The 22967-nt window shown below is 44.2% G+C and carries 16 protein-coding genes; 6 read left to right on the top strand and 10 right to left on the bottom strand.

The window, feature by feature from the left end:
• Positions 1 to 126: 126 nt before the first annotated feature.
• From DWY57_RS14065 to DWY57_RS14050, 4 genes are all read right to left on the bottom strand, one after another.
• Complete coding sequence (locus DWY57_RS14065; protein WP_119961948.1) at positions 127 to 1080, bottom strand: site-specific integrase; 954 nt, start codon at positions 1078 to 1080, stop codon at positions 127 to 129.
• A 76-nt stretch (positions 1081 to 1156) separates the two neighbouring features.
• Positions 1157 to 2284 carry an ATP-binding protein gene (locus DWY57_RS14060; RefSeq protein WP_117601697.1) on the bottom strand — a complete coding sequence of 376 codons (1128 nt, stop codon included), beginning with the start codon at positions 2282 to 2284 and terminating at the stop codon, positions 1157 to 1159.
• A gap of 164 nt (positions 2285 to 2448) precedes the next feature.
• Positions 2449 to 2790 carry a hypothetical protein gene (locus tag DWY57_RS14055; RefSeq protein WP_117601698.1) on the bottom strand — a complete coding sequence of 114 codons (342 nt, stop codon included), beginning with the start codon at positions 2788 to 2790 and terminating at the stop codon, positions 2449 to 2451.
• Positions 2791 to 2879: 89 nt separating this feature from the next.
• A complete protein-coding gene (locus DWY57_RS14050) occupies positions 2880 to 6152 on the bottom strand; it encodes a hypothetical protein (protein WP_119961947.1) in 3273 nt (1090 codons plus the stop codon).
• Between the two features lie 228 nt (positions 6153 to 6380).
• Between DWY57_RS14050 and DWY57_RS21555 the strand changes: the two genes are divergently transcribed.
• Positions 6381 to 6512 (top strand): hypothetical protein, encoded by a 132-nt coding sequence (locus tag DWY57_RS21555; RefSeq protein ID WP_279387036.1) that lies wholly within the window; start codon positions 6381 to 6383, stop codon positions 6510 to 6512.
• 117 nt (positions 6513 to 6629) lie between these two features.
• Here DWY57_RS21555 and DWY57_RS14045 read toward each other — a convergent pair whose 3' ends face one another.
• Positions 6630 to 7577 carry a site-specific integrase gene (locus DWY57_RS14045; RefSeq protein ID WP_117599752.1) on the bottom strand — a complete coding sequence of 316 codons (948 nt, stop codon included), beginning with the start codon at positions 7575 to 7577 and terminating at the stop codon, positions 6630 to 6632.
• A gap of 334 nt (positions 7578 to 7911) precedes the next feature.
• Between DWY57_RS14045 and DWY57_RS14040 the strand changes: the two genes are divergently transcribed.
• On the top strand, positions 7912 to 11079 hold the full coding sequence (locus tag DWY57_RS14040; protein WP_119961946.1) for a hypothetical protein: 3168 nt from the start codon (positions 7912 to 7914) through the stop codon (positions 11077 to 11079).
• Between the two features lie 81 nt (positions 11080 to 11160).
• On the top strand, positions 11161 to 11502 hold the full coding sequence (locus tag DWY57_RS14035) for a hypothetical protein (protein WP_008661937.1): 342 nt from the start codon (positions 11161 to 11163) through the stop codon (positions 11500 to 11502).
• 153 nt (positions 11503 to 11655) lie between these two features.
• On the opposite strand, the gene DWY57_RS21100 is transcribed toward DWY57_RS14035, so the two are convergent.
• Complete coding sequence (locus DWY57_RS21100; RefSeq protein WP_158562867.1) at positions 11656 to 11808, bottom strand: hypothetical protein; 153 nt, start codon at positions 11806 to 11808, stop codon at positions 11656 to 11658.
• A 475-nt stretch (positions 11809 to 12283) separates the two neighbouring features.
• Here DWY57_RS21100 and DWY57_RS14030 point away from each other — a divergent pair, with 475 nt between their 5' ends.
• Together DWY57_RS14030 and DWY57_RS14020 are read left to right on the top strand one after the other, a co-directional pair.
• Complete coding sequence (locus DWY57_RS14030; protein ID WP_117967188.1) at positions 12284 to 13237, top strand: site-specific integrase; 954 nt, start codon at positions 12284 to 12286, stop codon at positions 13235 to 13237.
• Positions 13238 to 13601: 364 nt separating this feature from the next.
• A complete protein-coding gene (locus DWY57_RS14020; protein ID WP_243634689.1) occupies positions 13602 to 16295 on the top strand; it encodes a hypothetical protein in 2694 nt (897 codons plus the stop codon).
• A gap of 216 nt (positions 16296 to 16511) precedes the next feature.
• Here DWY57_RS14020 and DWY57_RS14015 read toward each other — a convergent pair whose 3' ends face one another.
• A complete protein-coding gene (locus tag DWY57_RS14015; protein ID WP_117967131.1) occupies positions 16512 to 17135 on the bottom strand; it encodes an HU family DNA-binding protein in 624 nt (207 codons plus the stop codon).
• 3 nt (positions 17136 to 17138) lie between these two features.
• On the bottom strand, positions 17139 to 17285 hold the full coding sequence (locus DWY57_RS21095) for a hypothetical protein (RefSeq protein WP_155517626.1): 147 nt from the start codon (positions 17283 to 17285) through the stop codon (positions 17139 to 17141).
• A gap of 250 nt (positions 17286 to 17535) precedes the next feature.
• Between DWY57_RS21095 and DWY57_RS14010 the strand changes: the two genes are divergently transcribed.
• Positions 17536 to 19626, top strand: coding sequence for a BT4734/BF3469 family protein (locus DWY57_RS14010; protein ID WP_119961944.1), 2091 nt, complete (start codon positions 17536 to 17538; stop codon positions 19624 to 19626).
• Here DWY57_RS14010 and DWY57_RS14005 read toward each other — a convergent pair.
• Both DWY57_RS14005 and priA read right to left on the bottom strand, forming a co-directional pair.
• Positions 19623 to 20084, bottom strand: coding sequence for a low molecular weight protein-tyrosine-phosphatase (locus tag DWY57_RS14005; protein WP_005825832.1), 462 nt, complete (start codon positions 20082 to 20084; stop codon positions 19623 to 19625). The two genes, DWY57_RS14010 and DWY57_RS14005, sit on opposite strands and share 4 nt — an antisense overlap.
• A 21-nt stretch (positions 20085 to 20105) precedes the next feature.
• Positions 20106 to 22571 (bottom strand): primosomal protein N', encoded by a 2466-nt coding sequence (gene priA, locus DWY57_RS14000; RefSeq protein WP_119961943.1) that lies wholly within the window; start codon positions 22569 to 22571, stop codon positions 20106 to 20108.
• Between the last annotated feature and the right edge of the window lie 396 nt (positions 22572 to 22967).

Genomic DNA, 22967 nt, shown 5'->3' with positions numbered 1-22967 from the left:
AGCATATTGATAGAACCGATGTGAGCTCCGTAAAGACAACACCATTCCGTTCCTCAAAACTCTGTTTGAAGATTCCGGAAAATGTGCGACAAATCTATTCTATCCTATCAAAAGAAGTAACGTCTTTTACACCGTACACACTCCACTTCTTACAAAAGAAATTACCCTTTGATTGGCCTCGTCAATTTTTCTGTTGCTGAAAGGCTTCAGATAGGTTTCCGTCACCGTGATGGAGGAGTGCCCCATGGCTTCCGATATGATTCCGGGGTGTATCTCGCAATGGTAAGCCATTGTGGCCCAGGTATGTCTCGCCGCATAGGTGCTGAGTGCCGACTGCATTCCCAGACACTGCCTGAGTACTGCCAAACGCTGGTTGAATGCCCTGAGTGCCGACTGGTATTCCCGGTATGCCGCTTCTGTGCCTTCCTCACTTTGTAATATGGGGAATAAATAAGGAGAGTCCTTGTCCTTGTTTGCTATTATTCTCACCATCTGCATGGCTTCGGGTGTGAGTGACACGGTTAGTGCCCGTCCCGTCTTCCTGCGCCTATAAGACAAGGTGTTTCCTTGTAAATCCCTCTTATGCAAATAGGCGAGGTCCACAAAAGGAATCCCTCTTAGCATAAACATCAGTACAAAGAAAATTTTTGTTTTCTGTCGGGTGTTGGGAGAATTATCGGTCTGCAGGCTCATCTCCGTCTCCCGCACCAAAGAGCCTATGTCAAAAGCTTCGAGCGCCTTTTTCCTATCTGCCCGTGTGCCGGTATACACATGCTCAAACAGCCTGGGTACATATCGCACCAGCTTTCTGTCCACCGCCTGGTTGTAAACCGAACGTATTGCTTTAATATAGGTGGATACCGTATTCCAACTACAATTCCTCTGCCTGAGGTAGTTTTCGAATCTCTTCAGTACGGTCGGGCTCAGTTTGCACATGGACATCGGTTGCCATTTGGTGAATGCCGAGAATGCATTCACCGTTGACTGGTAGATGTGTGCCGTCCCCCACCTGCCGCTTTCCCGGAGTTCCCCGATGACTGAGGAGAACATCTCTTGTAAGGTAATTTCATTTCTGCTCATTTCTAAATTATTTATAAATGGTTTGCCCTGCAATTACAAATAAATTGAATGAATATAAGATTCAAGAAAGAAACCATTAAAGCTTGTTCCTTTGCAACCAAAGTTGGAAGAACTGATCATATACCTGGTAAATACCTTTATCATACGTAATAAAGTCTTTTTCTAGCAGTCCTTTTACAGCTGAAGAGACAGAACTTGCAGATTGCAACTTGTATTTACGTACAAAGCCACCACTTGAGATAGCCTTAGCTTTTCCCTCTGCTGCTATTGCCATAAATACAATACGCTGCTTTTCGGGCATCTGATATAATAAGGCATCATAGGTGTCGGCAGAAAAGTCTAGAAGGTCGTTAATGGCAGTATCTATCATTGAGGGAATACATATTTCTCCAGTTCCGGTCATGGAAAATAAAATGTTCATAACCTTCTGCATATACGAAGTTATACCATTGAAGCGTTCATATAACTCTGTTACTACCAATGTATCTAAGAGTTTGCTTGCCCGCTCAAAGTGCTTAAGGCAGAACTCCGCGTATTTATCAACAGAAATGGGAGGCAGGTTTATCAATGTAACTGATTGATAGAATGGACGTGTCGGAGAAGTAAACATTGCCCCCATCAGATGCCTATGGGACCCGGAGAAGACAAAGTGGGCATTGGAACAGCGTTGTATATGTGTCCGTAATGCCGCTTCTATGTTGGGATCGTCTGCATATTTGGTTATTTGCTGGAATTCATCGATGGCGATTAGGCATGGTTTTCCGGCATTGTTCAGATAGGAGAATATCTCATCCAATGTTGCAGAGGGATTGGTTATAGCTCCCAGACCGATTCCCCACGTAGGCTGCCCATTCATGTCGAATGTTATTTCGGAGCGAAGAGAGGCCAGGACATTCAGGAAGGTACTCCATACGGATTTACCTTTTGGACGTAATTCATCCAGTACAGCCTTGCCGAAAACATTCACAAAATCGCGTACAGAGCTTGTGGCATAGATGTCGATGATAAAAGTGTGATAATGCTCCTTGATTTCCGGCTGTCCAAAACAATGCCGCAACAAGTCTGTTTTGCCTAATCTGCGTGGGGAAATCAAGGCTATGTTATTCTCATTCGTCAAAAGTGAGACGATTTTAGCCGTTTCTTTCTCTCTGTCACAGAAATATTCTGGTGACACATAGCCGTTCGTAACAAATGGATTTTTCATATGATTATTGAGTTTACACGCAAATATATAGAAAATATCACAATAATCATTAGATGATAATCATAAAATGATTATTAATAGAAGTGTGTGGTTAACTATCATATGAAATGGCTATTCTTTTCCTCATCCAAAGAATAGAGGAATAGCAATAGCCATTTTCTGTTTTAATCTTGATATTCAATTTCTTCACCAAGAACTTGACGTATCATATTATGTTCATTGCGATAGAGTTTACCATTACGCAGATAATAATAGTTAAAGTAACCGGCAAACTCAATAGTGGCATACTTTAGTGTGTCTCCTTGATTATAGGCTCTCCATGTACCCTCGTAAGAGCTGGAATCATCATATTGAATCAAGGTGGTGGAGTCGGATCGAAGGTTGAATTGGATACCGGTTTCAGTGATGAATTTGCCTGGAAAAGGATGTGTAGCTGCTGACTTCTTACATGAAGAAAAGCAGATGAGTGAAACTGACACGGTCAAAATGAATAGTATTTTCTTCATATCTGATATTTATAAATGAAAGATTGAAAAAAGGACGTCCTGCAAGAGGACGTCCCTTTTATTAAATTATATCAAGAATCTCTTCTTAATTATTTGGCACTCGGTGTACCGGCAGCCTTCTTAACGATGACTTTCAGGTTATCCTTGCTCAATACACCCCACTTGTAGTTGACATTTACAGTCAGGAACATGTTGTAGTCAACGTTAACCGGAGTACCATGGTTGTTGAAGTATGCCAAGTGAGTCGGGTCAGCTTTAGCTTCTGTAGCAGTAGACTTAGCTTTTGTCTCATCCCAGTTCATCATCTTCAATGAAGCATTGGTCGGCAACTTACCGTCAGTAGTACCCTCCTTATGCTCATAAGTGCTGGTTGCAGCATTCCAAGCCAAGCTGGTAGTGGTCTTATCAGTCAAGAACTTAACTTCACGCACAGCATAGTAGTCATACAAAGCATGTGCATAAACTTCATCACCAGTGGCCTTGTCAGCTACAGCAGCTACCGGCTTATTATTCCAGTCAGTGAATGTGAAGTTCTTGGCAACGCTCAAGAAGCTACCGTCAATTTCAGCATCAACGAAGTTGTCGCTGATAGAACCGTCAATAGTCAACGGGTTGATGAAGTGTACCTCAAATTCTTGAACTGGAATAACATTGAAGTCATTGTATGCAACAACTAGCTGTACAGGAACTTCCTTGCCAATCAACTTGAGGGCGGCATCAGTACCGTTCAAGTCATCTTTTTCGTGGAGACGGATGATACTGGAGCATTCATTTACGCTATTACCTAATTTTTCATCATAATTCCAAGGCAAGTTCTTTTTGTTTTCTGTAGCATCAGCACCCATCAGGTTATTGATAGTGGCAGCCAAATCGTTAGATTGTATATAATCATTAATTCCTGCATCCGTTCTACCGATGTTGCTGTTGTCACCTACAACTTCGTCTTTTGCTGTACCTTTAGTCTTATACCACAATTGAGTTTGGTCATCGCTTGTGACAAAGTCTTTCAAATGCGGATAAGTAGTCAGGTCTTTCATACGTGTTTCGTCAAAGATAAACTTAACCTCTGCACACTCACGAATATACTGGATGAATTGGGCCAAGTTGGCTGGTTTTTCTTTGGTCGGTTTATATACAAAGCCATTAACCAAGTGAGCTTCGATGTGGCTATAGTCTTTAAGCTCACAACCGTCTGGAGTACCCGGATATACATGCGGGTCTTTCTGTGTTCCACCGTCATTTGCAGTAGTGTAAACAATCGGATTCACATTGAAGACACCTTCGCCCTTACCATTCTTCCAGAAAGTACCTTGGTATGCAAACTTCTGTGCAGGAACAACAATTGTCTGCTTGATGTCATCATTCAAACCAGTTCCGTCAACGTACTTAACATCAATTTCAAATGTAGAAGCATAAGTCTTGTTTGCAGCATTGTAAGCCAATGTACCAACAGTCTTCGGATTCATAGCCCAAACCAAGTTGAAAGAAGTATTGTCCTCAGCATCCTGCAAGAAACCGAATACAAGTTCTTTGTTGTTATTGATGAGTTCACCGCCGTCTTTACCAACTTTATTTGCTCCTTCTTCCCAGTCATTCAAAGCATCTGTAGACTCTGCCAATGTGCTGAGGTCAATCTTCTTACCATCTTTTCTAAGTTCAAGGATTTCGATGTCCTTGTAGATGCTATGGAACTGAGTTTTACTCATACTCTGTCCACCATCGAACTTAACCATATGATAGATCTTCTCGTTCATTTCCTTAGAGAACAGCTGCTGGAACATGTCATGACAAGTTACAGTGTCGTTCGGGAATGTGATAGCAGCAATAGTCTGATCCTTTTCACCAGTCCAACAGATCTTAATGTAGCGAACTGCAATCATGTTACCGTTATTCTTATCCCACAACTCTGCGCGAATGATAGGCTCACGACCGATAGAAGTTTTGGAATATTCGTTGTCTCCCAACTCTACGTCATAAACTTCAGACTTCAGAGTATAACCATCAGACAAGATACGGCCGAATTCCTGCTCGTCTGTCTTGCGGTCACCCTGTAGATATTTGGCTTTTGCCAAAGCAAAACGGAACTCCAGACCATAGTCGGAGTAGTTGCTCAATTCCTTGTGGCTACCATGTTCGTTTTCTGCATAAGTATAGCATACTGTTACCAGTGTTCTCAAATCAAGCGGTTCGTCATATGCTTGTTTAACATCAACCAATACATCATTACCTGATTTGTACAAGCAGATAGAGTCATGATAGTGTACATACTTACCATCTTGTGTTTCATCAGCAAAGTTACCAATGATAGCTTTGTTAAAGTCAATCTTCTTGTTAGCCAGATAAGGGAATACTGTAGATTCTTCGATACGGCTGTATTCAGAACTTACATATACTTCTTCACCAGCCTTCTTTTCGTCATCAGTCAGGTTCTTGTCAGCAATAGGAGCTTTCAAGGAAGCCATCCAGAATGTCTCAAGCTTATCTGCTCCATGTGCTTCACCTGATGTACCGATATTTTCGTTCAGATATTCTTTATTCTTCTTATATTGTACAGTCAAAACACCGCCATCAACAGTATAATCAACAACTTCGAGAGGGGCATTCTCCAGAATTTCCGGAGTAGACTTAGTTACATTTTGAGATTTGATACCTTCGAACAACGGAAGTTTAATATCATCTTTCAACACACCGATGCTTGGACTCATCTTATAGCTTACCTCATTCTTTTCTGTAGAAATATTAAGAGTTTTGGCATTAGCTACAGCTTTATGGTCTACCATAGGCGTACGGGGATGATTTCCCGGTACCACATCATTCTGATGATCTGTTACAGCGGCATAAACCTGCGGAGTATACTGCAATGACAGTAATTCAATAGAAGGGATACCATTGATGTGTGTAGTCGGAATCAGTGTGAGGCTTGTCAAACGATGACCAATCAAGGTCATCACTTCTACGCTCAATTTTTCAACCTTAGTTGCGAGTTCCTTCAAATCTGCATCGGAGATGAAATCTTTCTGTAATTCTGCCTTCAGATCTGCAATCTTTTTGTCTACAGCATCCAGAGAAGCCAACTTGTCGATTTGCTTCTGTAGAGCTGCATCAGCATCCTCCAAAGCTTTCTTCAAGGCTGCAATGTCTTCAGAAGAAGCCCCACCTTGTCCTGCTTTGTCCAGTGCTTCTTGTGCTGCTGTTTTAGCATTAGAAGCTTCAGTTTTGGCTTCAGCGATAGAAGTCTCCAAAGTACTTACTTTAGAGTTCAATTCATCAAGTGAAGCTTTCTTGTCCAATTGTCCCTGCAAGTCCTTGATGTCGTCATCATAGTCCTTACAAGACGTGAAAGTTCCTGCAGTACCAGCCATTAAGACACTGAACAAGAATATACTTATGTTTATAATTGAAAACTTTAAATTTATAAATTTTAAAAAATAAAGAGTGAATAATCTCGCATATTTGGTATTACTTTCTCTTATTTTTTTTGTTAAAATTTTCCGTTACTTCGCAGGTAACGGGAATCTATATTTAATCAATTATATAAAAAGATGTTTAATACAGTTTCGATACATCTATAATTGTTTATAATATTTTAAATGAATAAAGATAAGGAGGGGCTTATAGGTGGAATTCTTATAATAGGACTAAGAAATAAGATTGAGGTGAAAGAGACTCAAAAGGTTTGCAAGGCAGGGGAAAATATAAAGTCTTATTTTGTAGTACTTTGACATAAGAAAAGGTGGCTGAGAAACAAACAAGGCGATCCTTCCCTTCAAGAGAAGTCTCTTGCGGGAGGAATAAATAAGTACATATTTAGACTATTCTATCAATAAAAAGCAAAAAAACTATGCCGACATTCCATTGCTTTTCACAAAAGAAATTACCTTCTCATTTGCCTCATCAATCTTCTTGTCGTTGAAGGGTTTGAGATAGGTTTCAGTAACATTTATCGATGAGTGTCCCATCGCTTCGGAAATAATTCCAGGGTGAATCTCGCAATAATATGCCATTGTAGCCCATGTGTGTCTTGCCGAATACGAGCTAAGATGTGAACTCATGTTTAAATGTGTTTTTAAAGTTGATAACTGATAGTTAAAACGTCTCAGAGCTGATTGATACTCTTTATAAGCCGCTTCGGTACCCTCCTTGCTATGTAATATTGGAAATAAATAAGGTGAGTTTTCGTCCTTATTGGACACCATGCGTACCAACTGCAAGGCTTCAGGGGACAGAAGTACCCGCAAGGTGTGACCAGTTTTTCTTCTACGATAGGATAATACGTTACCTTGCAAGTCTTTCTTACGCAAAAAAGCCAAATCGACAAACGGAAGACCACGCATCATAAACATAAACACGAATAGCATTTTTGCTTTTTGAAGTCTCGAGGAGGGAATCCTTTTGGACAAATCCATCTCTGTCTCGCAAACTAAAGCTCCTATATCCGAAGCTTCCAATGCTCTTTTCTTGTCCGCTTTAGTTCCCGTATACACATGTTCAAACAACCTGGGAATATAACGGACATATCGTAAATCTACAGCTCGGTTATAAGCCGAACGGATGACTTTCATATAGGTGGAAACGGTATTCCAACTACAATCCCGTTGGCGCAGGTACATTTCAAAACGTTTTAAAACCACTGAATTCAGTTTGCGCAGATGCAAATTCTGATAGTTGTTGAATACGGAAAACACATTCAATGTGGATTGGTAAATATGGGCTGTTCCCCATCTTCCATTTTTCCGAAGCTCTCCAATAATAGTTGACAGCATTTCTTGTAAGGTAATCTCTTTCATCTTCAATTTTAATTATACAATTCTTATTTATAATATGTATAAGGGTAACTCCTCTGTAATACAGAACACACGTACAAATACGCTAATAGCTGGGGCAACAACAATTCCATTAACAAAAAAGTGCGCTTAAATGCAGATTTTTCGATTAATTATAAAAAAACAGCATTATTATTTGCTCATTTATAGAAAAACGATTATGTTTGCACGGAAAATTCCTCCGTTACCTGCGAAGTAACGGAAAATTTTAACAAAAAAAATAAGAGAAAGTAATACCAAATATGCGAGATTATTCACTTTTTATTTTTTTAAATTTATAAATTTAAAGTTTTCAATTATGAACAAAAAGTTTCTAAGTGTGATCCTGTTCAGTGCCTTAATGGCTGGTACTGCAGGAACGTTCACGTCTTGTAAGGACTATGATGATGACATCAAGGACTTGCAGGGACAACTGGACAAGAAAGCTTCACTTGATGAATTGAACTCTAAAGTAAGTGCTTTGGAGACTTCTATCGCTGAAGCCAAAACTGAAGCTTCTAATGCTAAAACAGCAGCACAAGAAGCACTGGACAAAGCTAAAGAAGCATTGGACAAAGCAGGACAAGGTGGATCTTCTTCTGAAGAAATTGCAGCCTTAAAAGCCGCTCTGGAGAAAGCGCAGGCAGACTTGCAGAAGCAAATTGACAAAATGGCCTCATTGGAGACTGTGGACAAGAAAATTGCAGATTTAAAGAAAGAGCTTGAAGGAGGCTTCGTTACAGACGAAAAATTACAAGCTTTGGCTGCAAAGGTTGATGCCCTGACCGCTGAGGTGGTTAAATTGATTGGACACCGTCTGACTAGTCTAGCTCTGATCCCGACTCAGCATATCAACGGTATTGCTGCTATGACTTTTACCACTTTGCAGTATACTCCTCAGAAGTATGAGGCAATGCCTACACATACGTCTGATCCTTCGGGCCACACTAACCGTCCTGTGTTAGACCACAAAGATGCCGGTACAGCCCGTTACATCGCTACTGAGAAGAATAAGGCTTATTTCCATGTAAGCCCGAGTGTAGGTGTTCGTACTCAAGATATCCTGACTCCGTCATTTGACTGCATCAAGTCTGAAAATATAATGACAAAGAATGCTGACGGTACAACAATTACAAACAATAGCCCGATCGAAGTTACAGGTCACAATATTGACAAGGAAGGTGTACTGGAAGTTACATTCAAAAAACATTCTGATTTCTTAGGTCAACAGCTCTCTACCACTAAGGAAGGCAATAAGGAGAAATTCTATATGGCTTCTTTGAAAGCTCCTATTTCTGCAGAAAACTATACAGAAGACGAAGCTAAGGATGTTGAAGCTGGTACTATTGATGGCGTTTATGTAAACTCTGAATATGCTCGTATTGAAGAGCTTATCAAATTGCCGTATTTGGCTAACAGCAGAACTGATTTTGGAAAAACCATAACAGGTGAATTCGCAGACGAAATACAGAATGATGGAAACGGTGATTTCTATGTTCACTATCATGACTCAGTATGTCTGTATGAATCAAATGCAAATGCTTTAGTTGACTATTACCAAGCTTATGACCAACCTCTTGATTTAAAGAAATTGGTAAAAGTTTGTGTTAGTGACAAAGCCAATGATCATGCCGCACATGAGGATTTGGTAGACTACAAGGACTATGGTCTGACATTCCGTTTCCGTCTGGCAGAAGCCGCTTATATTCCTGAAAACGACAATGACAACAAGACTGACCAACAAAAATTTGCAGAAATCGATTCTCCGATGAATGGTAAAATGTCTGCTAAAGTATATGACATCTCTGGATCTGCAACAGCCGTAGGTCGTGAGCCTATTGTTTGCGTAGAATTGATCGACTCTGTAAATGGCAATGCATTGGTTGCTCAACGTTACTTGAAGGTTAAATGGACAATGGAAGGAAAAGAACTGGCAGTTCCGTTCAACCCGGTATTGTTCTCTTGTAAAGTTAAGAACCTTGTCGATACAGAAATGATGAATACCATGATTTACGACAAGGCTAAAGAAGGTGGTATGACAAAGAACGAATTCCATGCTATCTATACTGAATTCATTGTAGGTGAGGGAGCTGGTACAGCTAAAGATTTGAAAGATCCGGAAGAAGGCGTTGAGTCTCACAATATTTTGTGGACATTAAACGAAGAAGATCTTGGTGTGTTCTGGCCTGGTCAGCAAGAGAAGACGTTCACGAAGACTGTTATCTACAAAGATCCTAAGGGTATCAATGCTGATATTACCGTTGTGATGACAAGAACTGTCTATATGCCTGCTTTAAATGTATGGGGCCACATGGGTACATACTGGAAAGGTGAAAAGGAATATAAGATATTCAACATCAACCCGATCGTTTATGGAACCAAAGAATCTAATCCGGCATGGAATGTTGTTGACGGTACTAACCCGACATGTAACATCTATACTGACTTGTTGAACGGTTTCTTGGATGACAGAGGTGTGAAACCTACTGAAGGTGCTGCTGGCGCTATCTATTATACAGATAAGAATGTAGCTAATACGAAGTTCTATTATCCTGCTTTTGGTCCGATGCAACCTGACCACACTATGCTTGAAAATGCTAACGGCATTTACTATGCAGAAGAAGGCGTAAGATTCGTATTCGATAAGGCAAGAATCGCCAACTATACTTATATTTGGAACGATGGTACTGAAGTGAAGGCTGAGTTGAGAAACAATGATACAGAATTGTGGATTAAGGGAGAATTAGCAGCAACAATCGTAAATCACAAGGCTAACCTTTTGAACGCAGACGAGCTGACGTACAACATCAAGTTGCAAGAAGCTGTTCCTGATCATGCTGTTACAGATTTCACTAATCAACCGACAGAAGCTGCTAAGGCATTGGTTGGTAAGATGGTTCCCATCAACTTGGTTGCTGATCTCTGCAATAATGCAAAGAATGTAGGCATTGTTAAGCAATACGAAGCAAATATTATTGAGCCGTTGCAAGTTAAGAAGGGCGAAATCGACAACTTCGTTGACGCCAAGAACGAAGGTAGCTCAATTGATGTAACTGGTGCATTCACTTACTACTCTTGGAATGACAACAAGCAGATTGTGGAAAACACAACTGGTCTGCCAAAAGCATTGTATGACTTCTATCAAGTAAGAGAAGCTGTTTGGCCGTTGAAGGCTGGTTCTGACAATATTCTGGATGTTACTAAGATCAAGACTAACTTGAAACTGACTGACGGTAACTTGGAACCAGAAGAAGGTTATACAAATGGTAAGTTGCCTGCAAACATTGAAATCAGATATGAAGAAAAAGATATCGATGGTGACGGTGACAAAGAAAAAGTCTTGACTTATTACAACTATAGCGGTACTCCGGTTAACAAAGCTTATAAGCTGTTTATCCCGGTTGAATACGGTTATAAGTGGAAAACTCTCATCAATGTTTATGAGATTACTGTAGCTCCTAACTCTGGAACTCCTGGTACACGATAAGTAAAGATCGTTAGATACTGATATATTAAAGGGTATTCCTTAATGGGATACCCTTTATTGATTAAATAAAAACAGATGAAGATGAAAAGATTTATTTATTCTTCAATGCTCTTGATGGGTATCTGTGTGTTAGTAGCCTGTACCGGAAAAAGCAGTAGCCATCCCTTTGGCGGCACTTTTTTTACGGAAGAAGGAGTACGCTTTGAACTTAAAGCGGATTCAACCACACTTATCCAGTTTAACGACTCGCTGACTTATGAAGGTACTTGGCAAGTCTGTAAAAGTGCAGATAATTTGGAATATGCTACAATTGAGTTTGCCGGATATCCTGCTTACTATTTCCTGAAAGACGGGAAGCTCTATCGTAGTGAACGGGAAATGCGCAATGACGTATTGGGCAGAAGAATCAATTACCCAAAATGATATAAGCTAGATATTCCATACTAGAAACGGCTATTTCCATTTTCCTTCTTAGGAAAACGGAAATAGCCATCTTTGTATATATCGACAAGAAAGAAAGGAGCATCCAGTTCATACTCTTCGTTGCGTATCACATATCTTGTTGCCCAAGCAGCTTTAAACTGCCAAAGGCAGTACTTGGAGAATCAATGCCGACACCTTGTAGAAAAGGAAGACTGGAACCCTCATCTCTACAGCTAAGCCTATCAATACCTTCTTGTCTGTTTCATCCATTGACGGCTGAAATGAAACTTCTATGCCATCTGTCATGGATTGGTTGAAATGGTGGGAATAAAATGAAAGTGAGTGATGAGATACTCCAGGCGTTCCATAGGATATTGCTGAAGCATAATCCACAATAATCGTGCGGCAAAGTCGGCAGTGCCTGTTACCAACTGCAGGTTCAACTGAAAAACGGGACGTGACAATCCTTTCGTTACTTTGGTCTTGCCGAAACGTCGTGGACTAATAAATATCAGGCGATTTTCACTTGCAAGTATCTCTCTTACTCTTCCCTATTCCGCTACTCTATCCGTAAAGTATTCACCGTCTACAATGGTACTGAATTTAAATGGATTATTCATATTGCGATTTTTTTTCAATGCGACTTTTTTCGCAAATATAAGAAATATATTTGGGGGCATTCTGAAAGACTGGCTAAAATGAAAAATACATTATAAGCTTCTGTTTTTCTTCATTTTATTGTATATACTTGTAAGATAAACTCTTTATAAATAAATTGGAAATGAGCAGAAATGAAATTACCTTACAAGAAATGTTCTCCTCAGTCATCGGGGAACTCCGGGAAGGCGGCAGATGGGGGACAGCACACATCTACCAATCAGCGATGAATGCATTCTCGGCATTCACCAAATGGCAACCAATGCCCATGCGCAAGCTGAGCCCAACCGTACTGAAGAGGTTCGAAAACTACCTCAGGCAGAGGAACTGCAGTTGGAACACCGTGTCCACCTACATCAAGACGGTACGCTCGGTGTATCATCGGGCGGTGGACAGAAAGTACATACGGTATGTACCCAGACTGTTCGAGCATGTGTATACCGGCACACGGGCAGACAAGAAGAAGGCGCTCAAGGCATCCGACATCAGCAGCCTGGTAAGGGAGACGGAAAGGAGCCTGCAAGGAGGGACGCTCCCAAACGCACAGCAGAGAACAAGGATTTTCTTCGTACTCATGTTCATGCTCAGGGGCATACCCTTTGTGGACCTGGCGTACCTGCACAAAAGGGACCTGCAGGGGAATGTACTGTCTTACAGAAGGCGGAAGACGGGACGGGCACTGACCGTGTCACTCACACCCGAAGCCATGCAGATGGTCAGGATGGTGGCGGACAGGAACCCCGACTCCCCCTATCTGTTTCCCATCCTGCAGAGCGAGGAAGGTACGGAAGCCGCATACCGGGAATACCAGTCGGCACTCAGGGCATTCAACCAGCGTTTGGCAGTACTCAGACAGTGTCTGGGAATGCAGTCGGCACTCAGCACCTATGCGGCCAGACATACCTGGGCCACAATGGCTTACCATTGCGAGATACACCCCGGAATCATATCGGAAGCCATGGGGCACTCCTCCATTACGGTGACGGAAACCTATCTGAAGCCTTTCAGCAACAGAAAGATTGACGAGGCCAATCAAAGGGTAATTTCTTTTGTAAGAAGTGGAGCGTGTATGGTGTAAAAGACGTTACTTCTTTTGATAGGATAGAATAGATTTGTCGCACATTTTCCGGAATCTTCAAACAGAGTTTTGAGGAACGGAATGGTGCTGTCTTTACGGAGCTCACATCGGTTCTATCAATATGCTATTATTCAACCTTTTGAGCTAAAAAATACACACTTCCATTTTTTGAAGACCTCATTTCATTACTTTCCCATTGTCACTTTTCTGGACTTCCAATCCTCTTTCCAATATCCCAACGAACAGATTTTTACTATTCTGGACAAGCCCCACCTATTTTCTCCTTATTCCCTGATTATTAACGAAATTAACAAGATTTCATTACCTGCGAAGTAACGGAAAAAATCATGTAATCAACAGCTATGTGAAAGGGAATGAAAATGAGAGATTATTCACTTTTTTATTTTTTAAATTTATAAATTTAAAGTTTTCAATTATGAACAAGAAGTTTCTAAGTGTGATCCTGTTCAGTGCCTTAATGGTTGGTACTGCAGGAACTTTCACGTCTTGTAAGGACTATGATGATGACATTGATCAGATCAACGATGAGTTGACTGGTATCAAGGCTTCAATCAGCGACTTACAGGCAAAAGTGGGCGATGGTAAGTTTGTTACCAACGTTGTGAAAAATGGTGATGGTATTACAATCACTTGGAGTGATAATACTACTAGCACCATTGGAACCATTAAAGGCGATAAAGGGGATAAGGGTGATGCTGCTACAATCACCATCGATCCAGTTACTAAAAATTTCATCATCAACAACGAAGATACCGGTATTTGCTCTGAAGGTAAGAATGGAGTAAATGGCATCAATGCTAAAGCTCCTTCTATCAGTAAGGAAACCGGTAATTGGGTGACTTACGAATGGGATGCTGAAAAGAATGACTATGTCGGCACTGATACTGGCATTTCTGCCATGGGAGCAAGTACTTATGTCGTAGATAAGACCAGCTATTGGGAACTGCACGTTGCAACAAGTGAAAATGGTGAAGGCGAACCTGCTGTCATCAAATTACCCAAAGCCGCATCTATTACAAGCTTGAAAGCGGTTTCTATTAATGACGGTAAGATTGAAGCTGCTAATGTTACAATGAGCTATGGTAAGGCATTGGGTGCTGATGTGAAATTTAATAATGTAACATATAAGAAAGACGCTATTTTGCTTTCACAGACTAGTACATTAAGTGCTATTGTAAATCCTCAGGATGCCGATGCCACTAAATATGCTTATGTTTTGTCCGATTCAAAAGGTAATATGCCTTTCAAGGTGACTAATCCGGTAGCTAACATGACTGAAGATGCATTGACTCGTGCAGCTTCAGTGAACAAGGGTGTATTCGATATGACTGTAGAGTATCTTTCTACAGCAAATTGTGGTAAATCTGCAGGAACTTATGCTTTAACGACTGAAACTGCCGATGGTTTGGTCGCTTCCACATATGATGTAAAAGTGACAGAAAAGGCTGTTAGTGCAATTTCTGTAACTAGCCTGAAAGCTCTTTCTGTTGACATCAATAAGGAACTTGATTTAATCGGATGCTTCAAAAATACTGCTGTTGCTACTGTTGATGGTACTGCTGTTGCCGATTTGACTCCTTATATCGTTGATTACTATTTTGAAATTGCCGATAAGACTGCTGCAGCAAATCTTGGTGCAACTATATCTGGAAATACGATTAAGGCTGAAAAGGCTGGTAGTCTTAATATTAAAGTAAATTATCTGTTAGTAAATGGAACTGTTGCAGAAGCTGCAACTGCCAAGACTATTACAGTAACCTTTAAATATGTTGCTCCTTCAACAACTTTAGGTGATGTAGAATGGACAGTAAATAAAACTAATGCTGATTTCTTCTTGCCATTGGGTGATATTCAAGCAGCTTTGGCTGGTTCAACTGACACTGACCTGCCTTCTGTTGCAAAGGTTGGAAGCATTACTTGGGCAGACGGCAAGGCTCTTACTGAAAAGACAATCACAGTAAACGGTGTGAAATATGGTAAGGATGGAACTGCATTCGATGAAAGCTGGATTACAACAATTGATGCAAGCACTCTTTATGTTAAAAACAGTGCAGGTCAATATGTTTCAGCGGCTGGCTCTAAGATTCAGACCCCGTTGTACATCAAGTTCAGTTTCGATTACACTAAAGCATTCCCAGCAGAAGAAAGCTATCAAATTGTATTGGGCTTGAAGAAGAAGGGAGCCACAGTAAACGCCTTTGAAATTCCTGTTAAGGTTACTATCAAGTCTCCGGCTGAGTCAGCTGTAACTCCGTTCAGCAGACTGTCTGCTTACTTCGTTGGTGACAACGCTGTAGCTTACGGTTCAGCAGATGGTACAGATGTTACTTATAACTTGTTCAAGCTGTACAAAGACATGGGTGCTGAAAAGACCAATGTAGCGTTTACTGAAACGCTTCACGAAATTGATGGACACACTTGTACACCATGGATTACAACAACCGGTGTTGCGGGTGATATCAGCGTTAAGGTATACGACAATGCTCAGAATGCAGACAACAGAGACAATGTTTACTCAACTCGTGAAATCCAGGCTGCTTACACTGTATTCGGCAACGTTCACATCGCTAAGATTGTAGATAAATTCAACTTGACAGTTAAGTCTGAAATCAAGGAAGGTGCCTTGGAAGCTACTGCAGCTGCAAATGCTTCTGGCAATGGTGTTAGTCCTATCAAGGTTAGCTTGAAGAACATCACTGCTAAGGATGTTTACGGAGAGGCTTATAACTTGACTCAGATGTATAAGAAATCAGGTGCTAATTATGTAGCGGATACAACTGAGCCTATGGATAGTAGAATCCAAAGCGTGAGAGTTGTTTTGGCTGATGACAATGCCAAAGAATATCTGGCTATTGAAGACCATAGTGGAAGTCAGTTTGCTCCGACTGAGACTGATGCTTACTCTTACTTCTCAGTAGTGAAGAAGAGCGCAGAAACTGCATTGCAGAACGATGTTCCATGTAAGGTTTCTCTCGTTGTACTTGATAAGTGGGGTGCTACCACAACCACTACTGTAACAATTACTTTGAAGAAGTAAGATATATAGTACATAGATAGACTTGAGGGTATTCCGATAAAACGGAATGCCCTCTTTTTTTCTCCAGAAATTTATTTTCCATCACTTTGCTTCCACACTTCCACCCACCTCCTGCATCCCCCTATCCATCGGCATTTGAGCTGCTGTGGAAGCAACAAAAAAGGTGGAAGCAAATTTTGCTTCCACCTACTCAAAACGCTATAGTTTTACCGTAACCTACTCGTCTCTACCATAATACCCCGTGCAAGGTACATAAATCGGTTGGTTGAGTTTTCCTGCATTCTCGAGTTTGCCTTCGCTGCGAAGCAGGCGAATATGAAGCTGTGCCGTAGAGCGCATCATTCCGCAGAGGCTCTGAAAATCACTGCGCGTAAGGAACTGATGCGTAGAGAAGTAGCTCGTCAGCCGCCTGTCAATCTCCTTGTCACTCAGTTTTTGGGAATGCTCATTCAGCCCCAGTGGTTTAGCTTTGATAGCGCCTATCTCATTCTTCAGTACCTGGTCGGCACGAAACTTGATGCCCTTCAGCTTAATCTTGGTGGTTTTACGTTTGGTCGCAGCGGTCACCGGCTCCGTGCTAGTCAGTACGGGATGAAAGTAACCGATACCGTCCAGATGCACCTGCCGCCCCTCGGCAAGGTCTTCCCCCATGACGTGCGACAAGGCATCCAGCACCGCCGAAACATCAGTCTTCGTCAACGAACAGCGTTCCTGAATCCGACGTCTCAGTTCGGCAGTACTGGTAGAGCCGTTCAAGCGGATGCGCGGATGAAGTATCTTTTCTTCCCGCTGTTTGTCTTTAGGTTCCGGGAGCTCATACCAATCGAATAAAATTGCCATAGTTCAATGTCTTTTAAGTTGTTGTACAATACGTTCGCGCCCTATGCGGAATAGGTGCGGGTTACGTACTTCATCCGTAAAAGCTTTGGGAAGAGAAACGCCTAACGACCATGAACAGCTCTGCTTACGGTCGTCAAGCGATTGCTTCATGGCCGTAAGCAGAGCTGTTCATGGTCGTTAGGCGTCATCTATTCCCTATACAAAAGTAGACAAACAAAGGGAGAAAAACAAAGGAATGCCTATGTTTTAAAAAAGAAATCCAAAGGTTTCCGATACCACGCTGTATAGTTTGTGGAAGCAGGGATTTATTTAATAATTATTCTACTGAATACTTGTTTTCCGCCTTCTGATATCGTATCTTTACGAGAATTATATTTACTTAAACAAGCTGACAAACAGAATGAAAATTACCTTGATTAGAGCAGAAAAAGAGAGCGGAAAGGAAGCCCTCAGCACCCTGGAAGTGGATGCACTGATTAAAAAACTGAAAACCGAAACCAAAGCCGGACATGTATCGACCCTCCGGGCCATCCTTCCTCAACTGGAGGGTACTTGCGCCCAATACGAACATATAGACAAACTGCCACGCATCTACCCTGCCGTGGAATATAGCCGTACGCAAGAGGGAGAACGGCAGATGAAGAACTATAACGGACTCGTACAACTGGAAGTAAACCGTCTGTCGGGCATTGCCGAAGCGGAATATGTAAAGCGACAAGCCGCCCTGCTGCCACAGACCTTTGCCGCTTTCTGCGGTTCCAGCGGACGGAGTGCCAAGATATGGGTATTGTTTGCCCTGCCCGACGGCACAACGCCGAAGCGGGAGAGCGATGCCGCCTTGTTTCATGCCCACGCCTACCGTATGGCGGTGAAGTGCTACCAGCCCTTATTGCCGTTTGCCATTACATTGAAAGAACCTTCCCTTACACAGAGTTGCCGCATGACTCTGGATGGATATCCTTACTACAATCCTGCCGCTGTGCCTTTCTGCTTGGAACAACCCCTCGGCATGCCCGAGGAAGAGAACTTCCGGCAACGAAAACTCGCAGAAAAGAACCCGCTGTTGCGGCTGCATCCGGACAGTAAAGCCTCGGACACCTTCGCCATACTCTTCGAATCGGCCCTTGACCGTGCATTTCGCGAATTGGACGGCTGGAAACGGGACGAGGATTTACGGATACTGCTGGTGCCTCTGGCCGAACATTGTTTCAAGGCAGGCATCCCCGAAGAGGAAGTAGTCCGCCAGACATTGATGCACTATTACCGGGAAGCGGATGAATTCATTGTTCGTCAAACGATTCATAACCTATATCAAGAGCTTAAAGGCTTCGGGAAAAAGAGCAGTCTGACGCAAGAGCAGGAGAGCGTTTTCCGGCTGGAAGAGTTTATGGGCCGCCGGTATGAGTTCCGCTACAACACCGTTCTGGATGATTTGGAATACCGTCAGCGCGACTCCGTCCATTTCTATTTCAAGCCTGCTGACCAGCGTGCCCGCAGTACGGTCTCCATGAATGCCCTGAAGGAGGGTATCCGCGTATGGGACCGCGACATCAACCGTTTCCTTACTTCAGACCATGTGCCACTCTATAATCCCGTCGAAGAATACCTTTACGATACCGGCCGCTGGGACGGGAAAGACCGCATCCGGGCGTTGGCTGACCTCGTCCCGTGCCACAATCCTCATTGGCGGGAGTTGTTCTACCGCTGGTTCCTAGGCATGGTGGCACACTGGCGTGGAATGGACCGGCAACACGGAAACAATACTTCTCCTCTGCTTGTCGGTTCCCAAGGGTTCCGGAAATCCACCTTTTGCCGCATTTTGCTGCCACCGGAGCTGCGTTTCGGCTATACGGACAGCATTGACTTCAAGAGCAGGCAGGAAGCGGAACGCAGCCTGGGACGCTTTCTGCTCGTCAACATCGACGAGTTCGACCAAATCAACATCAACCAGCAGGGCTTTCTGAAGCATCTGCTGCAGAAACCGGTTGCCAACCTGCGCAAACCCTACGGCAGCACCATCCGGGAGATGCGGCGGTATGCCTCCTTCATCGGCACCAGCAACCAGAAGGACTTGTTGTCAGACCCCAGTGGCAGCCGCCGTTTCATCTGCATTGAGGTCACCGGCCCCATTGATACGAATGTCACCATCAACTACCGCCAGCTCTATGCACAAGCTCTGAATGCCGTAGCCAAAGGTGAGCGCTACTGGCTGGATGATGCCGATGAAGCCATCTTGAAGCGGACGAACCGGGAATTTGAACAGCTCACCCCACTGGAACAACTCTTCCACAGCCATTTCCGTGCGGCAGAAGAGGATGAGGAGGGGCAATGGATGATGCCCATGCAGATTCTTTCCGCCTTGCAGACAAAGACGCGGGACCGTCTGGCAATCAACAAGGTTGCCGTATTCGGGCGGACGCTCAAGAAGCTTGAAATACCGAACAAGAAGTCACGGCAGGGGACACTGTATCATGTAATGCCGCTGGATTAAATGCTCTGCAGTAACCCGGCACAAGCATCCTCCAGAATGTCCAGCACATACTCAAAACCTTCGGAACCGCCGTAGTAGGGGTCCGGTACATGGTCGGCATGGGTAAACTTTGTACAGTATTCCGTCATGCGGTGTATCTTGCTCCATTCGGCGGTTGAAGGGGCGCGGTCTTTCAGGTCGTCGATGTTGCGGTCGTCCATACCGATAATCAGGTCGAAGTTGTAAAAATCCTCGGTACGTACGGGGCGCGAAAGATGCGTCAGATTGTATCCACGGCGGGCAGCATGGGCACGCATCCGGCTGTCCGGCAGTTCGCCCTGGTGATAAGACAGAATGCCTGCAGAATCGATTAAAAACTCATCCGCACGTCCGGCTTCTTCTACCAGATGCTTCATGACTCCCTCTGCCGAGGAGGAACGGCAAATGTTGCCAAGGCAAACGAAAAGTATCTTCTTCATATTTCTATAGTTACGAGTTATTTACATCGGGTCTACATCATAATACACTATCAGCGACTTGAAGCGGTCTTCCGCTACCATCTCCTTTTGCACCTGGACGAGCAGTTCGCGGGCACGGGCCATCGGGGCATTGGTTTCTATCTTCAAGACAATCTTTCGGATGAACAGGGTCTGTACGCGTGCTACGGGCGGCTTGTCCGGTCCCAGTACCCGGTTGCCAAAGACGGTGCGGAGCTTGGCGGCCATAGTCTGTGCCATGAGGTCGAGCAGGGTCTCGTTCCGGTTCTTCAGGTAGACATACACCAGGCGGTAGTAGGGCGGGTAGTGGAACATCTGGCGTTCGGCAAGCTGCCCGCCTACCATGGCTTCGTAGTCGTTGGCAATGACTTGCGGGATGATGGGATGGTCGATGCTTTTGGTTTGTAGCACCACCCTGCCGCGCTTGTTCTTCCGTCCGGCGCGTCCGGCAACCTGCGCCATCAGCTGGAAGGCGCGCTCGTAGGCGCGGAAGTCGGGATAGTTCAGCATGGTGTCGGCATTGAGTATGCCCACAATGCTGACGTGGTCGAAGTCCAGACCCTTGGACACCATTTGTGTGCCTATCAGGATGTCCGTCTTGCCTTGCTGGAAATCGGAGATGATGCGCTCGTAAGCGGTACGGGTGCGGGTGGTGTCCAAGTCCATACGGGCTACTCGAGCGTCGGGGAAAAGGGCTTTGATGTCATCTTCTATTTTCTCCGTGCCGAAGCCGCGGTTGCGCAGGTCAGTGCCCTCGCAGGCGGGGCAGATGCGGGGCAGTTGGTAGGTGTAGCCACAGTAGTGGCAGGTCAGTTGGTTCAGCCCCTTGTGGTAGGTGAGGCTGACGTCGCAGTTCTTGCACTTGGGTACCCAGCCGCAGGTGTTGCACTCTATCATGGGGGCGAAGCCGCGGCGGTTCTGAAAGAGGATGACTTGTTCTTTCTGTTCCAGCGCTTCGCGGATGTATTGCAGGAGCAGTGGAGAGAATGGACCTTTCATCATCTTCTTGCGGTGCAGTTCCTTAATGTCTACGGGGATAATCTCCGGCAGTTGTATCTCTTTATAGCGTTCTTTCAGTTCCACGAGGCCATACTTACCGGATGTGGCATTGTGCCAAGTCTCTACAGAAGGGGTTGCCGTACCCAACAGAGTTTTGGCGCCGTACATGGAGGCGAGTACAATGGCTGCATTGCGAGCATGATAGCGAGGGGCGGGGTCTTGCTGCTTGTAGGTGTTTTCGTGCTCCTCGTCCACAATCACGAGACCGAGGTTGCGGAAAGGAAGGAAGACGGAGGAGCGGACGCCGAGAATAATGTCATAGTCTGCTTCCGACAGCTGCTTCTGCCAGATTTCCACCCGTTCGGCATCGGGGAACTTGGAGTGATAGATGCCCAGTCGGGAGCCGAATACGCGTTGCAGGCGCTCTGTGATTTGTGCAGTGAGAGCTATTTCGGGCAGGAGATAGAGCACTTGCTTTCCTTGCCGGATGGTTTCTTCTATCAGATGAATATAGACTTCGGTCTTGCCGCTTGCCGTGACGCCATGCAGCAGGCAGACGTTCTTGCTTTGAAAATTCTCTAAGATGGAGTGATAAGCGCGTTGCTGGTGCTCGTTCAGCGGGTTGACGGGGATGACTTCTTTGAGGAGTGTTTTGTCTATGCGGCCTATTTCCTGCTGGTAGACTTCGAATACACCACGGTCCACAAGACCGTTGAATACGGCAGGGATGGCGGAGGTGCGTTGCAGCAGTTCGGCTTTGGAGACTTCTTTTATATCTCGTCCGCTGAGGTAGCCGGAGAGTTCCAGGTACTTCATCAGCAGGTCCAGTTGCTTGGGGGCACGGCGCTGCAACTCGTCGAAGAAGATGTGCAGGCGGTGTTCGTTGCGGGCGGCAGTGGTAAGGCGCACTCGGTTTTCGGTCTTAGGCTTATAGGTACGGCGCAATTCTTCCTTTACGAAGATGGCCTCTTTGTCGAGCAGTGACTTGATGACAGAAAGTATGTTCTTGATGCCGGTCTCTTTCTCCAGTTTCGTCACGCATTGCTCCGGGTCGGCAGAGAGCATATCCAGTATCTTCTGTTCCTTCTCCGGCAGGCGGACGTCGGACTCGAAATCGGGGTTGTACTCTACGATTGTTTCGCTTTCCAGCTTCAGGCCGGAGGGTAGGGCGGCTTTGTAGACGTCTCCTTGTGTGCAGAGGTAGTAGTCGGAGAGCCATTCCCAGAACTTGAACTGCCGCGGGAGCAGTATGGGGCGGGCATCCAGCAAGGCGGACACTTCCTTTACTTCGTATTCGGTGGGGGCACAATAGTGCACGTTGCGCACGATGGCTGTATAGTATTTCTTCCGTCCGAATGGCACTACCACCCGGCAACCGGTCTGCACTTCATCCGCCCACTCGTCGGGCAGGGAGTAGGTGAAGCAGCTGTGCAAAGGCAAAGGCAATATGACGTCGGCAAACTTTTTCATCGCGGGGACAAAGATAGTGGAAAGTGGAGGGAGAATGAAATGAACGGGGGCATTTTTTATGCTGAGGAGGGGGAGGAGGCTGTTGTGGATTTGGGATGAAGATAAGGGGGGATATGGGTATTGCAGATTTTATGGGTAGGATGGGTGTAGAAGTATGGGGAAACTGGTGCAAGTGTTTTATAAACTTTGTTCGATGTATTAAAATAAGAATGAGTTAGTTATGGTAAAACTATGGCGTCTTGAATAGGTGGAAGCAAATTTTGCTTCCACTTTTGGGAGTTACTTCCACAGCGGGGTAAATGCCGATGGACAGGGGGATGCAGGAGGTGGGTGGAAGTGTGGAAGCAAAGTAGGGAGAAAAAAGTAGGAGAAAACAAAATTGTTTTCTCCTACCCT

This window comes from Bacteroides sp. AF25-5LB (assembly GCF_003602965.1).
In the GTDB taxonomy this organism is placed as follows: Bacteria; Bacteroidota; Bacteroidia; order Bacteroidales; family Bacteroidaceae; genus Bacteroides; species Bacteroides uniformis.
The sequence above is the reverse complement of the archived record's forward strand: the minus strand, read 5'-3'. Positions and strand labels throughout refer to the sequence as shown.

Bases quoted from the DNA above. Each gene is read 5' to 3' on its own strand.
- DWY57_RS14065 (WP_119961948.1), bottom strand. From the start codon at position 1,080: ATGAGCAGAAATGAAATTACCTTACAAGAGATGTTCTCCTCAGTCATC.
- DWY57_RS14005 (WP_005825832.1), bottom strand. From the start codon at position 20,084: ATGAAGAAGATACTTTTCGTTTGCCTTGGCAACATTTGCCGTTCCTCC.
- DWY57_RS14010 (WP_119961944.1), top strand. From the start codon at position 17,536: ATGAAAATTACCTTGATTAGAGCAGAAAAAGAGAGCGGAAAGGAAGCC.
- DWY57_RS14060 (WP_117601697.1), bottom strand. From the start codon at position 2,284: ATGAAAAATCCATTTGTTACGAACGGCTATGTGTCACCAGAATATTTC.
- DWY57_RS14015 (WP_117967131.1), bottom strand. From the start codon at position 17,135: ATGGCAATTTTATTCGATTGGTATGAGCTCCCGGAACCTAAAGACAAA.
- DWY57_RS14055 (WP_117601698.1), bottom strand. From the start codon at position 2,790: ATGAAGAAAATACTATTCATTTTGACCGTGTCAGTTTCACTCATCTGC.
- DWY57_RS21095 (WP_155517626.1), bottom strand. From the start codon at position 17,285: ATGAAGCAATCGCTTGACGACCGTAAGCAGAGCTGTTCATGGTCGTTA.
- DWY57_RS21100 (WP_158562867.1), bottom strand. From the start codon at position 11,808: ATGACAGATGGCATAGAAGTTTCATTTCAGCCGTCAATGGATGAAACA.
- priA (WP_119961943.1), bottom strand. From the start codon at position 22,571: ATGAAAAAGTTTGCCGACGTCATATTGCCTTTGCCTTTGCACAGCTGC.
- DWY57_RS14045 (WP_117599752.1), bottom strand. From the start codon at position 7,577: ATGAAAGAGATTACCTTACAAGAAATGCTGTCAACTATTATTGGAGAG.
- DWY57_RS21555 (WP_279387036.1), top strand. From the start codon at position 6,381: ATGAATAAAGATAAGGAGGGGCTTATAGGTGGAATTCTTATAATAGGA.
- DWY57_RS14050 (WP_119961947.1), bottom strand. From the start codon at position 6,152: ATGGCTGGTACTGCAGGAACTTTCACGTCTTGTAAGGACTATGATGAC.
- DWY57_RS14040 (WP_119961946.1), top strand. From the start codon at position 7,912: ATGAACAAAAAGTTTCTAAGTGTGATCCTGTTCAGTGCCTTAATGGCT.
- DWY57_RS14030 (WP_117967188.1), top strand. From the start codon at position 12,284: ATGAGCAGAAATGAAATTACCTTACAAGAAATGTTCTCCTCAGTCATC.
- DWY57_RS14035 (WP_008661937.1), top strand. From the start codon at position 11,161: ATGAAAAGATTTATTTATTCTTCAATGCTCTTGATGGGTATCTGTGTG.